The organism is Sphingobium sp. WR1, assembly GCF_059693745.1.
Genome location: NZ_JCATID010000005.1, coordinates 233,432 through 251,765, shown reverse-complemented (window position 1 = coordinate 251,765; position 18,334 = coordinate 233,432). Strand labels below are relative to the sequence as shown.

At 64.9% G+C, this 18,334-nt stretch carries 17 protein-coding genes; 9 read left to right on the top strand and 8 right to left on the bottom strand.

Going from position 1 to position 18,334, the window contains the following annotated elements; genetic code table 11:
- Positions 1 to 9: 9 nt before the first annotated feature.
- Positions 10 to 1,362: an MFS transporter gene (locus tag AC58EF_RS09075; protein ID WP_497275754.1), complete on the bottom strand. Its 1,353-nt coding sequence runs from the start codon at positions 1,360 to 1,362 to the stop codon at positions 10 to 12.
- 150 nt (positions 1,363 to 1,512) lie between these two features.
- Positions 1,513 to 2,418 carry a LysR family transcriptional regulator gene (locus AC58EF_RS09070; RefSeq protein WP_497275753.1) on the bottom strand — a complete coding sequence of 302 codons (906 nt, stop codon included), beginning with the start codon at positions 2,416 to 2,418 and terminating at the stop codon, positions 1,513 to 1,515.
- A gap of 233 nt (positions 2,419 to 2,651) precedes the next feature.
- Here AC58EF_RS09070 and AC58EF_RS09065 point away from each other — a divergent pair, with 233 nt between their 5' ends.
- On the top strand, positions 2,652 to 3,350 hold the full coding sequence (locus AC58EF_RS09065; RefSeq protein WP_497275752.1) for a fumarylacetoacetate hydrolase family protein: 699 nt from the start codon (positions 2,652 to 2,654) through the stop codon (positions 3,348 to 3,350).
- Positions 3,343 to 3,978: a maleylacetoacetate isomerase gene (gene maiA, locus AC58EF_RS09060; protein ID WP_497275751.1), complete on the top strand. Its 636-nt coding sequence runs from the start codon at positions 3,343 to 3,345 to the stop codon at positions 3,976 to 3,978. The genes AC58EF_RS09065 and maiA overlap by 8 nt, the downstream gene beginning before the upstream one ends.
- Positions 3,979 to 4,031: 53 nt before the next feature.
- Here maiA and AC58EF_RS09055 read toward each other — a convergent pair whose 3' ends face one another.
- The 6 genes from AC58EF_RS09055 to AC58EF_RS09030 all read right to left on the bottom strand — a co-directional run bounded on the left by AC58EF_RS09055 (position 4,032) and on the right by AC58EF_RS09030 (position 10,815).
- Complete coding sequence (locus AC58EF_RS09055; RefSeq protein WP_497275750.1) at positions 4,032 to 4,685, bottom strand: Crp/Fnr family transcriptional regulator; 654 nt, start codon at positions 4,683 to 4,685, stop codon at positions 4,032 to 4,034.
- 313 nt (positions 4,686 to 4,998) lie between these two features.
- Positions 4,999 to 6,360: an efflux transporter outer membrane subunit gene (locus AC58EF_RS09050; protein ID WP_497275749.1), complete on the bottom strand. Its 1,362-nt coding sequence runs from the start codon at positions 6,358 to 6,360 to the stop codon at positions 4,999 to 5,001.
- Positions 6,360 to 7,472, bottom strand: coding sequence for an HlyD family secretion protein (locus AC58EF_RS09045; protein WP_497275748.1), 1,113 nt, complete (start codon positions 7,470 to 7,472; stop codon positions 6,360 to 6,362). Before AC58EF_RS09045 ends, AC58EF_RS09050 begins: the two co-directional genes overlap by 1 nt.
- Before the next feature lie 8 nt (positions 7,473 to 7,480).
- Positions 7,481 to 9,166, bottom strand: a complete 1,686-nt coding sequence (locus tag AC58EF_RS09040) for an MFS transporter (RefSeq protein WP_497275746.1) — start codon at positions 9,164 to 9,166, stop codon at positions 7,481 to 7,483.
- A 211-nt stretch (positions 9,167 to 9,377) separates the two neighbouring features.
- Positions 9,378 to 10,253, bottom strand: coding sequence for a helix-turn-helix domain-containing protein (locus AC58EF_RS09035; RefSeq protein WP_497275745.1), 876 nt, complete (start codon positions 10,251 to 10,253; stop codon positions 9,378 to 9,380).
- Between the two features lie 73 nt (positions 10,254 to 10,326).
- A complete protein-coding gene (locus AC58EF_RS09030; protein ID WP_497275743.1) occupies positions 10,327 to 10,815 on the bottom strand; it encodes a MarR family winged helix-turn-helix transcriptional regulator in 489 nt (162 codons plus the stop codon).
- Between the two features lie 276 nt (positions 10,816 to 11,091).
- Between AC58EF_RS09030 and ectA the strand changes: the two genes are divergently transcribed.
- Genes ectA through AC58EF_RS08995 form a run of 7 tightly spaced genes read left to right on the top strand, consistent with a single transcriptional unit; the run spans position 11,092 to position 18,301 of the window.
- On the top strand, positions 11,092 to 11,583 hold the full coding sequence (ectA, locus tag AC58EF_RS09025; RefSeq protein ID WP_497275849.1) for a diaminobutyrate acetyltransferase: 492 nt from the start codon (positions 11,092 to 11,094) through the stop codon (positions 11,581 to 11,583).
- Between the two features lie 11 nt (positions 11,584 to 11,594).
- Positions 11,595 to 12,905 carry a diaminobutyrate--2-oxoglutarate transaminase gene (gene ectB, locus AC58EF_RS09020; RefSeq protein WP_497275742.1) on the top strand — a complete coding sequence of 437 codons (1,311 nt, stop codon included), beginning with the start codon at positions 11,595 to 11,597 and terminating at the stop codon, positions 12,903 to 12,905.
- A 15-nt stretch (positions 12,906 to 12,920) separates the two neighbouring features.
- Positions 12,921 to 13,334, top strand: coding sequence for an ectoine synthase (locus AC58EF_RS09015; RefSeq protein ID WP_497275740.1), 414 nt, complete (start codon positions 12,921 to 12,923; stop codon positions 13,332 to 13,334).
- Between the two features lie 30 nt (positions 13,335 to 13,364).
- Positions 13,365 to 14,288 carry an ectoine hydroxylase gene (thpD, locus tag AC58EF_RS09010; RefSeq protein ID WP_497275739.1) on the top strand — a complete coding sequence of 308 codons (924 nt, stop codon included), beginning with the start codon at positions 13,365 to 13,367 and terminating at the stop codon, positions 14,286 to 14,288.
- Positions 14,285 to 15,724: an aspartate kinase gene (locus tag AC58EF_RS09005; protein ID WP_497275738.1), complete on the top strand. Its 1,440-nt coding sequence runs from the start codon at positions 14,285 to 14,287 to the stop codon at positions 15,722 to 15,724. The genes thpD and AC58EF_RS09005 overlap by 4 nt, the downstream gene beginning before the upstream one ends.
- Positions 15,725 to 15,746: 22 nt before the next feature.
- A complete protein-coding gene (locus AC58EF_RS09000; RefSeq protein ID WP_497275736.1) occupies positions 15,747 to 16,982 on the top strand; it encodes an MFS transporter in 1,236 nt (411 codons plus the stop codon).
- Positions 16,979 to 18,301 (top strand): MFS transporter, encoded by a 1,323-nt coding sequence (locus AC58EF_RS08995; protein WP_497275734.1) that lies wholly within the window; start codon positions 16,979 to 16,981, stop codon positions 18,299 to 18,301. Before AC58EF_RS09000 ends, AC58EF_RS08995 begins: the two co-directional genes overlap by 4 nt.
- Positions 18,302 to 18,334 lie beyond the last annotated feature (33 nt).

Here is an 18,334-nt window from a genome sequence, read left to right as displayed (position 1 = left end):
AATATTGAATCAGTCGGCCTTGGGCAGGCGGATCATCGCGGCGCACAGGCCGGCGAGCACCACCGGCACCGCGAAGATGCCGAAGATCACCGGCAGCGACACTTTGGCCGCCAGCAGAAAGCCACCCAGCATCGGCCCGATCACCGCGCCGATCCGGCCCACGCCCATGGCCCAACCGATGCCGGTGCCGCGCGCTTCGGGCGGATAGAGGCTGGCCGCCAGTGGGTAACAGCCGTTGAAGCCGCCCTGCACGAACACGCCGATCAGGAAGGCGGTGGCCAGCGTCGCGACCAGCGGCATGGCGACCGATCCGAACACCACCAGTGCGGCGGCGGCCAGCACCATATAGGTCAGGATCAGCTTGCGCAGATCGAAGCGCATGGCCACCAGACCGATCGAGGAGGTGCCGAAAAAGGCGCCGATATTGTATATCGCCCCGGCATAGATGGCGTCCTTGGCCGGCAGGCCGGCCTCGACCGCCAGCTTGGGGATCCAACTGATCACGAAATAGAGCGTCATGAAGCTGAAGATGATCGCCAGCCACAGCAATATGGTGCTCGACGCGCGGCCGTCGCTCAGCAGGCCGCGGACGCCGGCATGATGGGCTGCACTCACATTTTGCGGCGGCAGCGCATCGAGGCGCGGCTGGCCGATCGATACGAGCAGGCGGTTCGCCTTGTCCAGCGCGCCCTTGGGCTGACGGCTGAGGAGGAAAGCGATGGATTCGGGCAGCAGCAGCCAGACCAGCGGAATGGCCACGGCGCACAGGATCGCCGCGCCCAGCAGCATCGCCTGCCAGCCATGGGTCGCCACCTGGCTGGCGACGACGAAGCCGGTGATGGTCGCACCGACCGGATAGCCGGCTTGCAGGAAGCCCACGGCAAAGGTGCGATGCTTCGCCGGCGCATATTCGGCGGTCAACGCGGCCATGCTGGCCAGCACCGTGCCGATGCCGATGCCGACGACGAAGCGGCTCGCGATCAGTTCGAAGATCGACGTCGCGATGCTGGACCCGAACATGGCCAGCGCCATCATGATGAGCGAGGCGAGGATCAGCTTGCGCCGGCCAAAGCGATCGGCAAGCGGGGCGATCAGTAGCCCGCCCGCCGCCATGCCGGCCAGGCCCGCGCTGAACACCACGCCCAGACTTTCGGGGCTGACCTGCCAGTCGGCGGACAGGGCAGGGGCGACATAGGACAGGATCAGCACGTCCATGCCGTCGAGCATGTTGAGGATGAAGCAGGTGGCGACGACCAGTATCTGGCGCGCGGTCCAGCGGGAATCCGAAGCAGGCGGGACGGCGTTATCCACGGTCACATAGGGCCGCACGGATACCGTGCCGGTGGGGGAATAGCTGGCCATGGAAACGCCTTTCATCCTCTCGGGGGCATGGCGCCCCTGCATTGCGAACCAGCCCGGCGGCCTGTCGGCTTCTATTCTGCGGGTATGCCTCCGTCCTCCTTTCCATGGGCAATTTCCACTAGAGGAATCTCGATCCTCTATGCTTTTATGTTATGCCTTGGGTGAACGCGGCAGGCCGAACAAGGCGGTCCGGGCGATCTCCTCAAACGTCTCGCCGATGATTGCGCGCGGCGATTCCAGATTGCGGTTGATATAGACCGGAAGGACGCCCGGGTCTTCAAATTCCAGAAAGCGAATGGTGTCGGCATGGGGCTGCATCGCGGTGAAGCTGTCGACCAGGGCGATGCCCATACCGTTGGCGACAAAGGCGACGGCGGTTTCTGCGAAGCGGATATAGGAGGCAATCTCCAACGCGCGTCCGGCGCGCGCGAACATCTCGGCGATGGCGCGGCCATGGGGGGTATCGGGACGGAAGGACTGCAATTGCTCGCCGGCGATGTCGGCGACGCTGATCCGTTCGCGCCCGGCGAGGGGATGACTGGCGGGCACCGCGCAGACCATGCGTCCGGCGCCGATCCGGCTCGACAATATGTTGGGATGGTCGATCGGAAAGACGCTCAACGCATAGTCGCCGCGTTGCAGCGCCAGATAGTCTGTCGCCTGCTCGACCGACAGGATGTCGAACTGGATCGTCAGACCGGGATAGTTGGCGGTGAGCCGCGCCAGCATCGGCGGCACGATCGAATGGCCGAGCGATGGGGAGGCGCCGACCCGGAACAGCCTGTCTTCGCCTTTGGCCAGGCGTTGGATGACATGGGAGAGGTCGTCGAACCCCTTGTAGATATGCTCGATCTCGTCGAACAGGATGCGCGCTTCCTGGGTCGGGACCAGCCGCCCGCGGGTGCGGTCGAACAGGCGGAAATGCAGCCTGTCCTCCATATGCGCCAGCATCCGGCTCAATCCGGGCTGCGACGTGCCCAACATGCGGGCGGCGCCGCTCACCGTCTTGGTGATCATCACCGCACGGAACATCTCAATCTGTCGAACGGTGAGCATGGGCCAGTCATCACCAAGCGAAGGGAAAAAATGGGGCTAGTCCATTGGGAGGCGATGAAACAACAGAAAAGGGCGTTCCGCTTCAGCGCGACCGACGCACGGGGTTGATGGTGAAGGCGCCCATCAGGGCCCTTTGGACGGGCCGGTGAGCATCTTGCCGCGGAATGGCCCTTCATTTCCGCGCCCTTTTCGGCTTAGCTGTGGACGTGAAATCCATGTCGAGGAGTTGATGCGTGACCATCCTGTTTGAACCGCAGGCGGCCATGATCGCCGCCACCAGCGAGGGCAGGGGCTTTCCCGTACGCCGCCTCTTTTGCATCGGCCGCAACTATGCCGCCCATGCCCGAGAGATGGGCAGGGACCCTGAGCGAGAAGCGCCCTTCTTCTTCACCAAATGGGCGGAAAATATTGTGCCGTCGGGAACCACCATCGCCTATCCGCCGGAAACGAGCAACTTTCACTATGAGGCCGAACTGGTCATCGCCATCGGCAAGGGCGGGCGCAATATCGCGGCGGCCGACGCGCTTGCCCATGTCTATGGCTATGCCGCCGGTCTTGATATGACGAGGCGCGACCTCCAGTTCGAGGCGCGCGAAAAGGGACGCCCCTGGGACGTCGCCAAAAATATCGAGCAGTCCGCGCCGCTGGGGCTGATCCATCCGGCCAGAGCAGTGGGTCATCTCTCGGCCGGCCGTATCGCCCTTACCGTCAACGGGCAGGTGAGGCAGGACGGCGATCTGGCGGAGATGATCTGGAATGTCGAGGAGGTTATCGCCTATGTCTCGCGCTTCTACCGGCTGGAGCCTGGCGACCTGATTTACACCGGCACGCCTGCGGGCGTTGGCGCAGTGGTGGAGGGGGACGAAATCATCGTGACAATTGAAGGCTTGAGTGATTGTGTCATCAAAATTGGGCCTGCCGCCAATGACTGAACCGGTCCTCCATGGCTATTTCCGGTCGACCGCAACCTATCGCGTGCGGATCGCCCTGAACCTCAAGGGTATCGCCTATGCCGATGCCATTCATCATCTGCGCATGGGAGAGCAGCGGACAGCCGACTATCTGGCGTTGAATCCGCAGGGTCTTGTGCCGGCGCTGGAGATGGAAGGCACGGTGCTGACACAGAGTCTTGCCATCTGTGAATATCTGGACGAGACGGTCGGCGGGCCTAAATTGCTGCCCGACGATCCGGTGCGCCGGGCCAAAGTCCGGGCCGCGGCGCAACTAATCGCCTGCGACATCCATCCGATTCAAAATCTTCGGGTTCTGGATCGTTTGCGGGCATTGGGCTTGGCCAAGGAAGAGGTTGCCGATTGGGCGAGGCAGGTGATCGATGAAGGGCTGGAGGCCTTGGACCGGCTGCTCGCCGATGAACAGGGGCCTTATTGCTTCGGCGATCAGGTGACGCTTGCGGACATCTGCCTGGTGCCGCAACTGGTCAATGCCCGTCGTTTCGGGGTGAACCTTCGCTGGCCAAGGCTGGAGGTCGTTGAGAGGACTTGCCTGACGCTGGACGCATTCAGCCGGGCGGCGCCACAGAATCAGCCTGACGCCGAATGATGGCGTCTCTTGCGGTTGGTTATTGGCGGACTGCGCACCTAAACTCCCAGGCCTTAAACGATCAGGTCACGGAGCATACGCGGGGCGTGAATCATCAGCTTTCCGTCCTCGCGGCTCACGATTCCCCGGCGGATCAATGTCGCCACGGCCCGTGATGCCGTCTCTCGGGTTGTGCCGGCGCTCATGGCCAGCGTCGTGATTTGTGGTGCGGGGGCGATATGATCCCGCCCGTCCGCGAGCGTCAATAATTCATTATAGACGCGCCCGGCAGCACTGTATGTCGAGCGGGTCGCCATGCGGTCCAGCGCACGATCCAACTGGCGGGCGAGCAGTCCGGCCATTCCCGCGCCAATCTGCGCGTCGGTGGCCACGAGCGTGGCAAGCGCAAGCGTGTCGGCGCGGAGCAGGAGCGTATCGACCAGCACTTCGATCTCGGCTCGACAGGTCGTGGCGGACGGATAAGCGCCGAAAAATTCGCCGGGCCCATGCCGGGCCAGCTGCTGCCGCTGCCCCTCCAGCCCGAAGGTCTGGATGGCGACATATCCTTCGACGACGAGCCAGCAGTGAAAGGAGGCTTCGCCCTGACGCGCCAATATCTGCTTTGCGGCGATATGCTGGAGAGTGAAGACCTGTCGAAGCGACTCAGCGGATTTCCGGTCGCACCGAAAAACCGCGCCGATCACTTCAATCTGGTCTTCCCGATCCAAGATCCGCGCCCCTGACATCATTTCCTGGGTCCTAGCCCCGGCATAACCCAATGTCCCGCCTGGAAAATAGGTAGGGGAAAAAAGAAGCTGCGGAAGATGTGATCTTCGTCACAGGTTGGGGCTGCCGAGTTGGATTATGAGGAGCGCGCGACCCGAAGGTAGCTCTGTCAGAGCAGCCTTTCTCCTGGCCCGGAGGCATGTGCCTCCGGGCTATTTTCGGTCGCCTCAAGCCGGTTCAATGTGGTCGACGGGCTGATTGTCACACCCGCCATGAGTGGCTCGGATATCCGCGTCATGGTTGATGTCATGCGTCTCAATCGCCCGCGCTCCAGCCGCCGCCCATGGCCTGATAGAGGGCAATGCGCGCCGTCAGCGCATCGGCCTGCGCCTGCACCAGCGCCAGTTCGACCCCGAACAGGCCGCGCTGGGCATCGAGTTGCTCCAGATAGGGCGAATAACCGGCGCGGTAGCGGTTCGACGCCAGTCGTAAGCCCTCGGCCGCCGCCTGGCGTTGACGTTCCAGCAGGACCCGTTGCGCGTCGCTGTGGCGCGTCGCCGCCAGCGCATCCTCGACCTCGCGAAAGGCGCCGAGCGCCGCCTTGCGATAGCCCAGCGCCGCCTGATCCCGCTGCGCGCCGGCCACTTCGGCGCCTCCGCGCAGCCGGCCACCTTGAAAGAGGGGCGCAAGGATGCTGCCCCCGATCGACCAGATGCTGATGGGATCGGACAGCAAGGTGGAGAAGGCTGCGCCGCCCGAGGCCGTCAAGCGGACCTGCGGCAGGAAATTCTTGCGCGCGGCCGCGAGCAATCGGTCGCTGGCCGCGAGTTGATGTTCGGCTTGCGCGATGTCCGGGCGCCGTCGCAGCAGGTCCGATGGCAGGCCGTCGGGAATGGCGGGCTCGGTCAGGCTGGCGAGAGATGCACCGCGCGCGACGGAGCCGGGCAAATCGCCGGTCAACAGACGCAGGCCATTTTCCTGCCGTGCGATCGCCTGCTCCAGCGGCGGGATCACCTGCGCGGTTGCCTGATATTCCGCCTCGGCCTGGGCAAGCTCGAGACGCGGGGAATAGCCGGCGTCGCTGCGGCGTTGCGCCAGTTTGAGCGCTTGCGCCCGCGCATCGAGCGTCTGCCGCGCGACGGCCAGACGGGCGTCGAGCGCGCGCAACGTGATATAGCCGCTTGCGGCGGTGGCTGCGACCGACAGACGAACGGCATCGCGCGCCGCCTGGCTCGCGAGCCAGCTCGAGCGCGCTGCCGAGGCGCGGTCGGAGAGGCGGCCGAACAGGTCGGCTTCCCATCCGGCCTGGACCTGCGGCTGGGCGGCGGTCTGGACCACTGGCTGGCCGAACGGATTGACGCTGCGCGATTCCGCGCCGGTGCCGACGGCATCCAGCGTCGGCAACAGCGCCGCGCGCGCGATGCTTTCCTGCGCCCGGGCTTCCCGGATACGGGCGCCCGCAATCGCAATGTCGATGTTATTCTGGAGCGCCCGTTCCACCATGGCGGTGAGGGCAGGATCGCCAAAGCCCTGCCACCAGTCGCGATCGAACGGTGCGGTTGGTCCGGCGTCGGTCCGCCAGGCCGAGGGCGCGACAATCGGTGCGACGTCAGCCGTCTCGACCTGCGGACCCGCGCAGGCTGACAATGGCAAGAGCAGGATGAGGAGGCGCCGCATCAGTCGTTCGTATGGATCTTGATGACGACCGACATGCCCGGTCGCAGGCGGCTGGCCAGTTGCTGGCCCGGGTCGATCCGCACTCTGACGGCGATCCTCTGCGCGACCTTCACGAAATTCCCGGTGGCATTATCGGCCTTGAGCACCGCAAATTCGGATCCGGCGGCGGGGGACAGATTTTCCACCCGGCCGGTCAGCCTGGCGTTGCCGAGCGCATCGACCCGGAATGTGGCGCGCTGGCCGATGCGCATCTTGCGGGTCTGGGCTTCCTTGAAATTGGCGATGATCCAGTGATCGTGCGGCACCAGGAACATGAGCTGGGTGCCGGCCGTGACATAGGCGCCGTTGCGCACGCCGATTTCCGACAATTGCCCGGCGACCGGCGCGCGGATGATGCTGTTGTCCAGATCGATCTGGGCCAGATGGAGTTGTGCGCGCGCGCCCTCGACCGCGGCCTCCAGGCCCGCGCGGCCGACCAGCACCGACCGGACATCCTGCGTGCCGATGCGCTGGGCGGCGCCCGCCTGCTGCAAGGATGCCTGCGCGGCCAGCAGGGCGGCGCGGGTCTGGTCGCGTTCCCGCTCGGAAATCGAACCATCCGCCACCAGCGCGTCGGCGCGGCGCATGTCGGCCTGCGCCTTCGCCAACTGCGCACGCGCGCTGCCGATCGCGGCTTCCTGTCCGGTCAGGGCGGCCTCGCGGGACAGCTGGTTCTGTTGCGAATTGGACAGGGCGGCGATCTGGGCGGCCAGATTGGCCTTCGCCTGCTCCACCTTGGCCGCGTAGATGCGCCGGTCGATCGTCGCAAGAATTTGTCCGGCCTTCACCTCGGCGAAATCCTGGAGAGGAACCGAGGTGACATAGCCGCTGACCTGCGGACTGATGATCGTCACCTTGCCGCGCACATAGGCATTGTCGGTCTGTTCGGAAAGGCCGGCGAAGGGCGGCAACTGCCAGGCATAGAGGATGGCCGAAACCGCGATGAGCGCGATCAGCACGATCGCAATGGCGGTGGTGCGACTGCGCGTGGGCGGGCGCCATCCACCTGCCGGGGGATGGATTTGCGGGTCGCTCGTTTCCGGTTCGTCCCCGGTTGCTGTCGGCTGGTTCATAGACCCCCTTATTTGCTGCCCGCGGCCTGCTGCGCCGCCTGTGCCTGCATCATTTTCTGCTGGAGCAGGATGACCGGCGATATTTCCCCGCGCCGCCGGATCGAATAACGGATGGCAAAGCCCCACAGGGCGGTCAACACCGCCAGCACGCCCAGCAGCAGGAACACGTCGTTATAGGCCAGGATATTGGCCTCCCGCGCCACCTGTTGGCCCAGGATCGCCGCCCCTTCCGCGCTACGCAGCGCCGGGTCGCCGATCACGCCCGCGACCGCGCCTCCGCCCGCCCGGACACGCGCCGCCACTTGCGGGTCCGTCATGACGATATGCTGCACCAGCTCATGCGAATGATATTTCTCCCGCACCACCTGGAATGTGCCGAGCAGCGCGGTGCCGACAAGGCCGCCGACGCTTTGGCTCATGCTGAACAACACGACGAAACTGACGAAATGCTTGCCGCCTGCGAGCAGGGTGCGCGCGATGCCGATCACCATCGCCTGCGCCAGGAACAGCAGTGACGCAAAGCCGATCAGCGCCTGGCTGAAATAGAGATTGGCCGGCCGGGTGAGGTTGGTGGCATCGGCGTCCATAAAGGCGCCGATCGCGATCAGGATGATCGCGAAGGTGATCGGACGGGTGACATTGTCGGGCCGAAAGGTCAGCACCGCCGTCGCCAGCCCCGCCAGCGATGCGGCCAGCACGATCAGGTTGAGCGTGATCATCTGGTCGTTGATCATGCCGACGATGTTGAGCAGGCCGACCGACCCGAACGCCTGTTCCGACAGCAAAATCCGCACCGATGCCGCGACCAGCATCAGGCGCGCTATCTCCCGCCGGCCCAGCCAGCGCGTGTTGATGAGGGGGTTGGCGCGATGATGCTCGACCAGCAGGGCAGCGCTGATCAGCAGGACGCTGCCCGCCAGCGCATATCCCATCCAGTCGCGCGCGGTCCACCATTGGATCCGTCCTTCAGAAAGCACCGCGATCAGCAGGCAGAGGCCCGGCGCGAACAGGCCGAAGGTCAGGAAATCGAGTGGCTCGAACACCTTCTCCCGCTCGCTCGGTGGCAACGGGAGGGCCATCACCGCCGCGAGCGAAGCGAAGGCCAGTCCCATCTCGAACCAGTAAAGCATGTGCCAGTCACCCGATTCGAGCAGATGGGGCGACAAGGCGCGGGCGAGCGGCGTCGCCAGCTGGGGGATGGATATGCCCATCATCACGCCCGCCAGTCGCTTGGGTGCGGGCAGGCTCTGCATCAGATAGAGGATGGTGAGGGTGGACAGGCCCGACGCGGCGACCCCGCTCATCGCGCGCACGGCCACCGACGTCCAGAAATCATGCACGAAAAGATGCATGATCGTCGTCAGTGCATAGGCAACCAGAATATAGCGGATGAAGGATTGCAACCCGAATTGCTGGCGATATTTCACCAGCAGCAGGTTGGCGGTGACGTTCGTCATGAAATAGGCGGCTGTCAGCCATGCGCTTTCGTCGCTGTTAAGACCCAGCGTGCCCTGCGCGAAATTGAGGTTCACCGCCACCAGCGCATTGCCGAGGCCGCCGGTGACGCCGATCAGGCAACCGATCGCGAAATAGCCCAGCCTCCGGCGCGAAGGATGATCGGGATTGGCGGGCGAGCCGGGCAGGGTCGGCCGTTCATGAGGCTTGAACACATAGGGCTGGGCCTCTTCCGACATGCCGGCCCGCTCTCAGCCGATGCAATGGCGAAGGCGCGCCGCCACGGGCGCGTGGAGCAACAGCAGAACGACCTCTAACCTCACCGGGCTACCCCTCCCTGGAGCAGGTTGAACACCAACCTCTTAGCGCGGCGAGGCGATATCGCCAACGGCCATTACGTGATCAGAACGGCCGCAAATGGGTGGCGTCAGTGATTTCCTCCGTCATCTTTCAGCATCGCCGTCGCTCATCCCGCCAGGCCTTGGGCGATTGGCCGATATGGCGGGTGAAGAAGCGAGAAAAATAGGCGGGATCCTCGAACCCGACGGCATAGGCGATCTCGGCCACCGACAACTGGGAATAGAGAAGCAGGCGGCGCGCCTCCAGCAGGGCGCGATCGTCGAGCATCTGCGCGGGCGAGCTGTTGGCGACACGGGCGCAGGCCTGGCGCAGGGCGGTGAGGCTGGCGCCGAGCGCCCTGGCATGGACGGAAACAGGTTCGCGCTGGCGGAAGCGTTGTTCGATCCGCTCGCGCAGGCGCGCGACCAGCGCCGCCTGCTTTGTGGTGCCCTGCCGGGCGGCTTCCGCCAGCGTCGCATGGCGCAGGGCGAGCACCATCAGCAACAGCAGGGCGGATTCGACGGCGGCGCGTTGGCCGGGGCCGGACCATCCCAGTTCCTTGGCCATCCGCGCAATGACCGCTTCGGCGTCCGCTCCATCCTCCCGCGGCAGCATCACCGCATGGGCGCGGGCGAACAGCGGTGCGAGATCGGCGTCGCGGGCCAGGAGATGCTGGAGATAGCTGGCGGCGATAGTGGTGACATAGCCGCGCGACTCCCGGTGCCAGCTGAAGCCATGGACGATGCCTGCGGGGATCAGCAGCAGGCAGGGCGCGTCGAAGGAAAGTTGGACGGTCTCGGCCTGCATCGCGCCGCCGCCTTCGGCGATCAGGATGATATGGTTGAGATCGTGATGGACATGCGGCCGGATCGTCCATTCGCTCGGGCGGGAGCGATCGTCCAGACTTTCGACATGGACGAAGCCCTCCGCCACGCTGCGCTGGGGTTCGCCATAGAGATAGAAGCTGGGGACGGGCGCGGTCGACATCGCGCGACCATAGTTTGGATCGGCCAGGGCAACAACGTCATGCGCCGTGCCGCGGATTTGATCCGTGGGCCGGTCAGTGCGGTTCGGACCGGTCGATCTGTCCGCTGTCGAGGAGGGGAGCGGCATCGATGCGGTCGGCGTTCATCAGCATGGCAAGCCGCTCCGCCGAAGCGAGGATCATCGCCTGTTCCCAGGCGGGCAATTGGACGAATCGATCCGTAAATGTCTTCTGCAACGGGTCGGGGGCATCGGCCAGCGCGATCTTCCCATCGGGCAGAAGGCTGAGATGGAATTGCCGCTTGTCCTTGTCGCTGCGCTGCCGCTGCACGAAGCCCAGCGCGGCAAGGCGGTCGATAATGGTCGTGATCGTGGCCTGGCTGAATTGCAGGGCATGGGCGATGGCGGACGGTGTGGCAGAGGACCGCGCGTCGATTTCGCGTAGCACCAGCAGTTGCGAAGGCGTGAGGCCGGTGGTCGCGGCCAGTTGGCGACTGCCGATCTCGGTCGCGCGCAGGACGCGGCGGAGTGCGCGGAGGGTCAGCGAGGCAATTTCAGAATCCATGGATTGGCGCATAGCCCGAAGCGGTAGCCGACACCAACTTGGACAATCGCCCATGACTGACATTCCCGATATATACTTCGATAAGTAAAATATAATTTCTCAATCAGGGTTGAAAGATACGCTGTATGTCGGCATATAAGCGCCCGTCTCGACGGGGAGATTCAATTTCCCATGGAAATATAATTCGGGAGATGAATAATCTTTGATTCCCAAGCTACAGCGGCCGTGACGCCGCCACGGGCTTCTGCGCGCTCCGAACGGGGCGAGGGGCAGGACATATTACTGCGCAAACCCGTCGCCACCGATGGGCCGGCCATCAGCGGATTGATCACGGCCTGTCCGCCGCTCGATCCCAATTCGGCCTATTGCAACCTGCTGCAATGCACCGATTTTGCCGATAGTTGCATCGTCGCGGAGCGCGCCGATATGCTGGTTGGCTGGGTATCAGGCTACCGCCCGCCGGTTGCGCCCGCAAATTTCTTCATCTGGCAGGTGGCGATATCATCCGCCGCGCGAGGCGAGCGCCTCGCTGGGCGCATGATCCACGCGCTGCTGACGCGACCCGAGCAGGCCGGCATCACCCATCTGACGACCACGATCACCGAAGACAATCGTGCGTCCTGGGCCTTGTTCGAGGGGCTGGCGCGTCGCTGGGGCACTCCCGTCGAAAAGAGCATCCGTTTCGAGCGCGAAGCCCATTTCGCCGGCGCTCACGCCACCGAGTGGCAGGTGCGCATCGGCCCGCTGCCGCTGTCGCCCCGCCCTTGAAGGAGATTTCCATGACCTTGACGACCCTGCCCAAGCCCACCGTCGCCATGCCCGATACCGCCATTTACGAGCGGCGCGAATCCGCCGTGCGCAGCTATGCCCGCACCATGCCCCGCCAGTTCAACCGGGCGCAAGGCGTGTGGATGCACGACAATCAGGGCGGCCGCTATCTCGACTTCCTGTCGGGCTGTTCAACGCTCAATTATGGGCACAACCATCCGGTGCTCAAGCGCGCGCTCGTCGACTATATCGCCGATGACGGCATCACCCACGGCCTCGATCTTCACACCGACGCCAAGGCGGATTTCCTCGCGGCGCTGGAGGATGCGATCCTCAAGCCCCGTGGCCTCGACTATCGGGCGATGTTCACCGGGCCGACCGGCACCAATGCGGTCGAGGCCGCGATCAAGCTGGCGCGCAAGATCACCGGCCGCGAACTGGTGATCGCCTTCACCAACGGCTTCCACGGCATGACGCTGGGGGCGCTGGCCTGCACCGGCAATGCCGCCAAGCGCGGCGGCGCGGGCGTGCCGCTCAGCCATGTCAGCCACGAACCTTATGACGGCTATCACGGCCCGGACGTCGATACCGCCGACCTGCTGGAGCGCCGCCTGTCCGACCCGTCGAGTGGCCTTGACGCGCCGGCCGCCATCATGGTGGAAACGGTGCAGGGCGAAGGCGGCCTCAACGCGGCCTCGGGTACATGGCTGCGCCGGATTGCGGGGATCGCGAAGCGCCACGGCGCGCTGATGATCGTCGACGATATCCAGGCCGGCTGTGGCCGCACGGGCAGCTTCTTCAGCTTCGAAGGCATGGGCTTCACCCCCGATATCGTCACCATGGCGAAGTCGCTGTCGGGCATGGGCCTGCCCTTCGCGCTCACCCTGTTCCGCCCGGACCTCGACCAATGGGCGCCGGGCGAACATAACGGCACCTTCCGAGGCAACAACCATGCCTTCGTTACCGCCACCGCCGCGCTGCGCCATTTCTGGGGCGACGACGCCTTCCAGCAGGACATTGCCCGGCGCGGTGCGCTGCTGGAGCGGCGGCTCGACGCGATGGCCGCCGAACATGGGCTGTCGACGCGCGGCCGCGGCATGATGCGCGGCATCGACGTCGGATCGGGCGAAGCCGCGCAAAATATCACCGCCGCCTGCTTCGCGCAGGGGCTCATCATCGAAACCAGCGGTGCGCATGACGAGATTGTCAAGGTGCTGGCGCCTCTCGTGATCGAGGACGCCATCCTGTCGGCCGGTCTCGACATATTGGAGGACAGCGTCCGTTCCGCCCTGATCGTCACCTATGGCGTCGCCGCAGAATAAGAGGAGGAGACAGAGATGATCGTTCGCAAACTTCAGGATATCCGCAAGTCCGACCGCAATGTGAAGTCGAAGAGCTGGGAAAGCGCTCGCCTTCTGCTGAAGGACGACGATATGGGCTTTTCCTTCCACGTCACCACCATGTATGCGGGGCAGGAACTGCACATGCATTACCAGAACCATCTGGAGGCCGTGCTGGTGCTCAAGGGCACGGGTACGATCGAGGATCTGGGCACGGGCGTCACGCATCAGCTGGCGCCGGGCGTCATGTATGCGCTCAATGCCCATGACAAGCATGTCGTTCGCCCGGAAACCGACATTTTGTGCGCCTGCACCTTCAACCCGCCGGTCACAGGCGGGGAAGTGCATGACGAGAACGGCGCCTATCCCGCCGACACGAGCGCCGCGCGCGCGACCGCGTTGGCCGACTGAACCAGTCTGAACCTCCAAAGGGGGAGTCCCATGAAAGACCTCTACCCGTCCCGCCACGCGCAAGTGGCGGAGTTTTTGCCGCGTCTTGATCCGGTCGTCCATGGCGACTGGAGCGAGGGTGCGCCCATCAGCCGCGAGAAGGCGGCGCAGTTCGACCGTGACGGCTATCTGGTGCTGGAGGATCTTTTCGCCGACGAAGAGATCCTCTTCCTCCAGCGCGAGGCCGGCACATTACTGGCCGACCCGGATGCGCTGGAAACCGAAACGGTGATTACTGAACCAGGCGGCAAGGAAGTCCGCTCCATCTTCCGCATCCATGCCCAGAGCCGGGTGATCGGGCGGCTGGCGGCCGACGAACGGCTGGCCGGGGTCGCCCGCTTTCTGCTGGACGACGAAGTCTACATTCACCAGTCGCGACTGAACTATAAGCCGGGCTTCCAGGGCAAGGAATTCTATTGGCACAGCGATTTCGAGACATGGCATGTCGAGGATGGAATGCCGCGTATGCGGGCATTGTCCATGTCGGTGTTGCTGGCGGAAAATACTCCGCATAACGGCCCGCTGATGCTGATTCCCGGATCGCATCGCCAATATCTAACCTGCGTCGGGGAAACGCCGGAGGATCATTATCGCCAGTCACTGAAACGCCAAGAATATGGCGTCCCCGACGAGGACAGCCTGGCCGAACTGGCGCACGAATACGGGATCGTCGCGCCGACCGGCAAGCCGGGATCGGTGGTGATCTTCGACTGCAATATCATGCACGGGTCGAACGGGAACATCACGCCTTTTCCGCGCGCCAACGCTTTCCTGGTCTACAACGCCGTGTCGAACCGGCTGGAGGCGCCCTTTGGTGTCGACAAGCCGCGCCCCGCCTTCATCGCAGCGCGCGGCGAACCAACGGTCATCACGCCTGTCGCCAGGCCGCTGATGAAGGAGGAGGCGCGGGCATGAGCCATCCTCATAGCGTGGAAAAGATAGGCGGCACCTCCATGGCCGCCACCGCCACCCTGTTCGACAATGTGCTGATCGCCGGGCGCAAGGGCGCGGACCTTTACAACCGCATCTTCGTCGTGTCGGCCTATGCCGGCATGACCGACCTGCTGCTGGAGCACAAAAAAAGCGGCGCGCCGGGCGTTTATGCGCGCTTCGTGGCTGATGAGGATGCCGACGGCTGGCGCCAGTCGATGGAGGCGGTGCGCCGCGCCATGCAGGATCGCAGTGCGAGCATGTTCGTGCGCGCCGACCGGCTGGCCGAAGCAAACGCATTTGTCGACATGCGCATCGACGCGGTCGCCGCCTGCCTCGACGATCTCGCCCGGCTGCGCAGCCATGGCCGCTTCTGCGTCAGGGAACAGCTGGTGACGGCGCGCGAACTGCTCGCAGGCCTGGGCGAGGCGCACAGCGCCCATTCGACCGCGCTGCTGCTGCGCGACCGCGGCGTCAACGCACAGTTCGTCGACCTGACCCTGTGGGACCAGCGGGACATGCGCGAACTGGACGATCGTATCATGGAAGCTTTCGCGCCGATCGACCTGACCACCACCCTGCCGATCGTCACCGGCTATGCCGGGTGCAGCGAGGGGATGGTGCGCCGCTATGCGCGCGGCTATTCGGAAATGACCTTCTCGCGCATCGCCGTCGTGACCAAGGCGCGCGAGGCGATCATCCACAAGGAATTTCATTTGTCGAGCGCGGACCCGAGGCTGGTCGGCATCGACAAGGCGCGAAAGATCGGCCGCACCAATTATGACGTGGCGGACCAGTTGGCGAACCTTGGAATGGAGGCGATCCATCCCGGCGCGGGCAGGGGGTTACGTCAGACCGACATTCCGCTGCGCGTGCGCAACACCTTCGACAGGGAGGATGGCGGCACGCTGATCTGCGGCAATTATGTGTCGGCCACCCCGCGCGTGGAGATCGTCACCGGGGTGCGCCAGGCGCAGGCCTTGCAGTTCTTCGAGCAAGACATGGTGGGCGTGAAGGGCTATGACGCCGCGATATTGGAGGCGCTGACCCGCCATGGCGCCTGGATCGTCAGCAAGGCGTCCAATGCCAACACCATCACCCATTATCTGTCGGCCGACGCGGCGACGGTGAAGCGGGTGATCGCCGACCTTCAGGCGCTCTATCCCGATGCCGCCATCTCGGCCCAGCCGGTTGCGATCGTCTCGGCGATCGGCAGCGACATTTCGCGGCCGGGGCTGGTGCGCGATGCCCTGAGGGCGCTGGACGCCGCGCATGTGCCCATGGTCGCGATGCAGCACCAGATCCGCAATGTCGATGTGCAGTTCATCGTCGACGTCGACCATTATGACATGGCCATCGGCGCGCTGCATCGGGCGCTGGTGGAGGATGCCAGCAAGATGGAGGACCGGCGCGCGGCATGAGCCGTGGCCGGAACGCTTCCCGATGCTGTCAGCGATCCACCCCGTTCGCAGCCTGCTGCTCGCCATCTTCATGGCCATGGCAGGCAGCGGCTTTCTGGCCACGTTGATCAGTCTCCGGCTGGAGCGCGCGGGGGCGGGCACCATGGCGATCGGCGCGGTCGCGACCGCCTATTTCTGTGGACTGGTGGCCGGCGCGCTGCGGGCCGGCGGGATCGTGCGACAGGTCGGCCATATCCGCGCCTTCGCCGCCTTCGTCTCGTTGCTGTCGGCCAGCACGCTCGCCTATGTGCTGCTGCAATATCCGCTTTTCTGGGCGATGCTGCGCCTTGTCGACGGCGTCTGCGTCGCGGGCATGTTCATCTGCCTCGAAAGCTGGCTCAACGACCGGGCGGAGATGGAGACGCGCGGCAGCGTGCTCGCGGCCTATATGGTGGCGCTCTATTCGGGGCAGGCGGTCGGACAATTGCTGCTGGCGGCCAGCGGCGCGTTGCCAGCGGTGCCGTTCCAGCTTGCCTCCATCCTGATTTCGCTCGCCGTCATCCCGCTTTGCATGACGCGCAGCAGCGCCCCGGCGCCGGTCGAGGCGCAGGCCTTCACCATCCGTGCCCTCTATATCGCCTCGCCGCTCGGCACGGTCGGGTCGGTCGCGACCGGGCTGATGCTGGGCGCCTTTTACGGCATGGCGGCCGTCCATGTGCGGCGGCTGGGGCTGGACCTTGGCGCGACCGCCAGTTTCATGATGATCGTCATATTGGGCGGGGTCGCGCTGCAATGGCCGCTCGGCCGCCTGTCCGACCGGCTGGATAGGCGGCGGGTGATCGTCGGCTGTTTCGCCGCCACGCTGGCGGTCTGCCTCACGCTGGCGATGTCGGCTTCGGGCGGGCCGCTGTTGCTCGCATTGGGCGCGCTGTTCGGGGGTCTCAGTTTCGCGCTCTATCCGCTGTGCGTCGCCCATTGCAACGACCGGCTGCTCGCGACCGAACGGGTCGCGGCAAGCGGGCGGCTGGTGCTGCTCTATTCGGCCGGTGCGGCGGTCGGCCCGCTGGGCGCGGCCATGCTGATGAGTTTCGTGCCCGGCGGCGGCCTGTTTCTCTTCATCGGACTGTGCGCTGGCGCGACGCTCGGCTTTGGCCTTTGGCGCCAGGCGGCGACCCCGCCCGTGCCCGTGCCCGACCAGCAGGACTTCCAGATCGTGCCGCGCACCACCCCGGTGGCATCGCTGCTTGACCCCAATACAGTCGACGGACAAATGTCATGACCGCTTCCGCCACCTTCGCGCCGATCCGGCCGGCCACTGCCGACAATGCCACCCTGCGCCGCGCCATTGCGGCTTCTGCGCTGGGCAATGCCACTGAATGGTTCGACTATGGCATCTATGCCTATGGCGTGACCTATATCTCCGCCGCGCTCTTCCCCGGCGAGGTGGACGACGCCGTGCTGTTCGCGCTGGCGACCTTCGCCATCTCCTTCCTCGTCCGGCCGCTGGGGGGACTCTTCTGGGGGCCGCTTGGCGATCGGCTGGGGCGCAAGTCGGTGCTGGCGCTGACCATCCTGCTGATGTCCGGCGCGACGCTCGCCGTCGGCCTCATCCCCTCCTATGCGCGGATCGGCTTCTGGGCGCCGGCGCTGCTGATCCTGCTGCGGATGGTGCAGGGCTTCTCGACCGGCGGCGAATATGGCGGAGCGGCGACCTTCATGGCCGAATATGCGCCGGACGACCGACGCGGCTTCTACGGCAGCTTCCTGGAGTTCGGGACGCTCGCCGGATTTTCCTTCGGCGCTGCGCTGATGCTCGGCTTCTCGCTGCTGCTGGGTGACGCGATCATGCATGAGTGGGGCTGGCGCATCCCTTTCCTGGTGGCCGCGCCGATGGGGCTGATCGGCATGTATCTGCGGTCGAGGATGGAGGATACGCCGGTCTTTCGCGAACAGGCGGCCGAAGGAAGCAGTTCACCCTCGCTCGGATCTTTGATCCGCGATCATATGCGGCCAATGCTGGTCGTCGGTGGCCTGGTGGTGGCGCTCAACGTCGTCAATTATACATTGCTCAGCTACATGCCGACCTATTTGCAGCGGCGCATCGGGCTATCGCCGGACGAGGCGCTGGTGGTGCCGATCATCGGCATGTTCTTCATGATGTTCTTCCTGCCGGTCGCCGGCCATATGTCTGATCGGATCGGTCGCAGGCCGATGTGGCGGCTGTCGCTGATCGGTCTGCTGGTGGCGGTGGTGCCGCTCTACATGCTGATCGCGACGGGCCTGGCCGGTGCGATCATCGGCTTCGTGCTTCTCGGCCTGCTCTACGTGCCGCAACTGGCGACCATTTCCGCGACGTTCCCCGCGTTGTTTCCGACGGCGGCGCGCTTTGCCGGCTTTGCCATCGCCTATAATATGTCCACGTCGCTGTTCGGCGGCACGGCGCCGGCGATCGGCAGCGGCCTTATCGGCCTGACCGGCAATGAACTGATGCCGGCCTTCTACATGATGCTCGCCTGTGTCGTGGGGTTGGTGGCGCTCCATTTCATGCCGGAAACGGCCGGCCGATCACTGTGGCATGATCCGTTCCGACGGGACTGAATGCCGATGGATCAGGCATGGCGTCCGGTATGG

Excerpts from the sequence above, each read along its gene's own strand:
- AC58EF_RS09030 (WP_497275743.1), bottom strand. The coding sequence starts at position 10,815 with ATGGATTCTGAAATTGCCTCGCTGACCCTCCGCGCACTCCGCCGCGTC.
- AC58EF_RS09015 (WP_497275740.1), top strand. The coding sequence starts at position 12,921 with ATGATCGTTCGCAAACTTCAGGATATCCGCAAGTCCGACCGCAATGTG.
- maiA (WP_497275751.1), top strand. The coding sequence starts at position 3,343 with ATGACTGAACCGGTCCTCCATGGCTATTTCCGGTCGACCGCAACCTAT.
- AC58EF_RS09005 (WP_497275738.1), top strand. The coding sequence starts at position 14,285 with ATGAGCCATCCTCATAGCGTGGAAAAGATAGGCGGCACCTCCATGGCC.
- AC58EF_RS09075 (WP_497275754.1), bottom strand. The coding sequence starts at position 1,362 with ATGGCCAGCTATTCCCCCACCGGCACGGTATCCGTGCGGCCCTATGTG.
- AC58EF_RS09050 (WP_497275749.1), bottom strand. The coding sequence starts at position 6,360 with ATGCGGCGCCTCCTCATCCTGCTCTTGCCATTGTCAGCCTGCGCGGGT.
- AC58EF_RS09000 (WP_497275736.1), top strand. The coding sequence starts at position 15,747 with ATGCTGTCAGCGATCCACCCCGTTCGCAGCCTGCTGCTCGCCATCTTC.
- ectB (WP_497275742.1), top strand. The coding sequence starts at position 11,595 with ATGACCTTGACGACCCTGCCCAAGCCCACCGTCGCCATGCCCGATACC.
- AC58EF_RS09035 (WP_497275745.1), bottom strand. The coding sequence starts at position 10,253 with ATGTCGACCGCGCCCGTCCCCAGCTTCTATCTCTATGGCGAACCCCAG.
- AC58EF_RS09045 (WP_497275748.1), bottom strand. The coding sequence starts at position 7,472 with ATGAACCAGCCGACAGCAACCGGGGACGAACCGGAAACGAGCGACCCG.
- thpD (WP_497275739.1), top strand. The coding sequence starts at position 13,365 with ATGAAAGACCTCTACCCGTCCCGCCACGCGCAAGTGGCGGAGTTTTTG.
- AC58EF_RS08995 (WP_497275734.1), top strand. The coding sequence starts at position 16,979 with ATGACCGCTTCCGCCACCTTCGCGCCGATCCGGCCGGCCACTGCCGAC.
- AC58EF_RS09040 (WP_497275746.1), bottom strand. The coding sequence starts at position 9,166 with ATGTCGGAAGAGGCCCAGCCCTATGTGTTCAAGCCTCATGAACGGCCG.
- AC58EF_RS09070 (WP_497275753.1), bottom strand. The coding sequence starts at position 2,418 with ATGCTCACCGTTCGACAGATTGAGATGTTCCGTGCGGTGATGATCACC.